We start from the raw sequence: 1,585 nt of genomic DNA on the forward strand, positions 1-1,585 counted from the left end.
CCGTCGAGGAAATCGTCGAGCGCATCGACGCGCGTGGACTGCTCGGCTAGGCGCTCCCGAACTATCCGATTTTTCGCGGTGCTAGGTGTCTGAACACCCATAAGTGTGAAATGGCGAACAGTGTAACAGAGGTACATGAGTGCGCGGGAGGACGTAGCGTTTCTCGTTGGGTCGCAGAGTCGAGAGGCGATTCTCCGGGCGTTGGCGGTCGAACCACGTCGACCGACAGCGCTCGCGGAACACTGTGACTGCGCCCGAGAGACGGCACAGCGGACACTCGCAGGATTCTGTGACCGAGGATGGGCGAAAAAGAGATCCGACGGACTGTATCACCTTACGCCGGGCGGAACGATGGTCCACGAACGGTACGAGCGGTTCATAGAGACGGTCGAATGCGCCGACCGAATGAGCGAGTTCCTGGCGAACGCCGCAGACATCTGTGAGAACGCCCCGCCCGGTGTCCTCGGTCAGATGAACATCACGACCGCCGCGGACAACGACCCGCACGCGCCGCTTAACAGGTACTTGACTATCGTCGGAAGCGAGCCAGTCGACCGCTTCCGCGGAGTCACGCCCATCGTGAGTCGTGTGTTCAACGAATCGGCCGAAGCGGTGCTGGGAGAAGATACTCGGATGGAACTCATCGTCGACCGCGGCGTCCTCGAGCGTTCGATGGACGCCTACCCGGACTCCTTCGAGCGTGCGCGGGACCTTGACCAGTTCGAACTTCGAGTCACCGAGGAGAACCTCGATTTCGGCCTGCTCGTGGTCGACGGCCACGGTCTCGTCTCCGCCTACGACGAACACAACAACCTGGCGGCCCTCGTTGACGGCGACGCGTCGGAAGTCGTTTCGTGGGTCGAAAACCTGTACGAGTCGGTCCGCTCGAAATCAGTGCCGATTGACCGCCTCGAACCGTGAGTCGGCGCCGACAACCGGCGTGACCGGGTCGGTCACGCGTGAATATTCCAATCACATGATGATGCAATAAACTATAAGAGGCCACTCTACGGAGGTACGCCTGCGGTGGTACGGCGTTCCCGCTAGCCGGTTCGGCCCTCACACGCCCCGGTTGAGAGTTCGATTCTCCAATCAGGAGTCCGTGTTCTCGATGAGGACGTCCCTCACCACGTCCGGATCCTCGAGCAGGTGGTGCGTGGTGTAGCTTCCTTCCGCGCTCCCGCCGCTGTGTTGCGACTGCTCGATGATGTCGAGACAGGCGGGTTCTTTCAGGAGGTCTCGAACCCGCCGCAGCGACAGGCTATCGGACCCCTGCTGTCGGCAGATGTTCTCGTAGACCTCGTAGACGCGGCTCGTTCGGAAGCCGTCTTGTTTTTCGTTCGAAAGCGAGAGGATGGCGAGCGCCTGCAACACGTAGCGAGAGTGCGGTGTCGACCCGCGAATCAGCTCGCGGAAGCGGTCGGTCTCCGCGCGCTGGCGCGCCTGCGTGACGAAGTTCTCCTTGACGGTACTCGCCCCCATGGACTGTGCGATTTCTCCCGCGTACCGCAGGATGTCGATTGCTTTCCGGGCGTCCCCGTGTTCGCGGGCGGCGAGCGCCGCGGCTCGCGGAATCGTCGATGGG

General features: G+C 62.0%; 2 protein-coding genes. One reads left to right on the forward strand and one right to left on the reverse strand.

Features of this window, described 5'->3' with window-relative positions; translation table 11 throughout:
- Window positions 1-135: 135 nt before the first annotated feature.
- Window positions 136-921 (forward strand): helix-turn-helix transcriptional regulator, encoded by a 786-nt coding sequence (locus tag LPA46_RS18625; protein WP_241430532.1) that lies wholly within the window; start codon window positions 136-138, stop codon window positions 919-921.
- Window positions 922-1,092: 171 nt separating this feature from the next.
- Here the strand turns inward: LPA46_RS18625 and LPA46_RS18630 are convergent.
- Window positions 1,093-1,585: Cdc6/Cdc18 family protein (locus LPA46_RS18630; protein WP_442908280.1), on the reverse strand; the 493-nt coding region annotated here is incomplete at its 5' end.

Source organism: Halobacterium sp. KA-6, from assembly GCF_021029015.1.
Classification (GTDB): Archaea; Halobacteriota; Halobacteria; order Halobacteriales; family Halobacteriaceae; genus Halobacterium.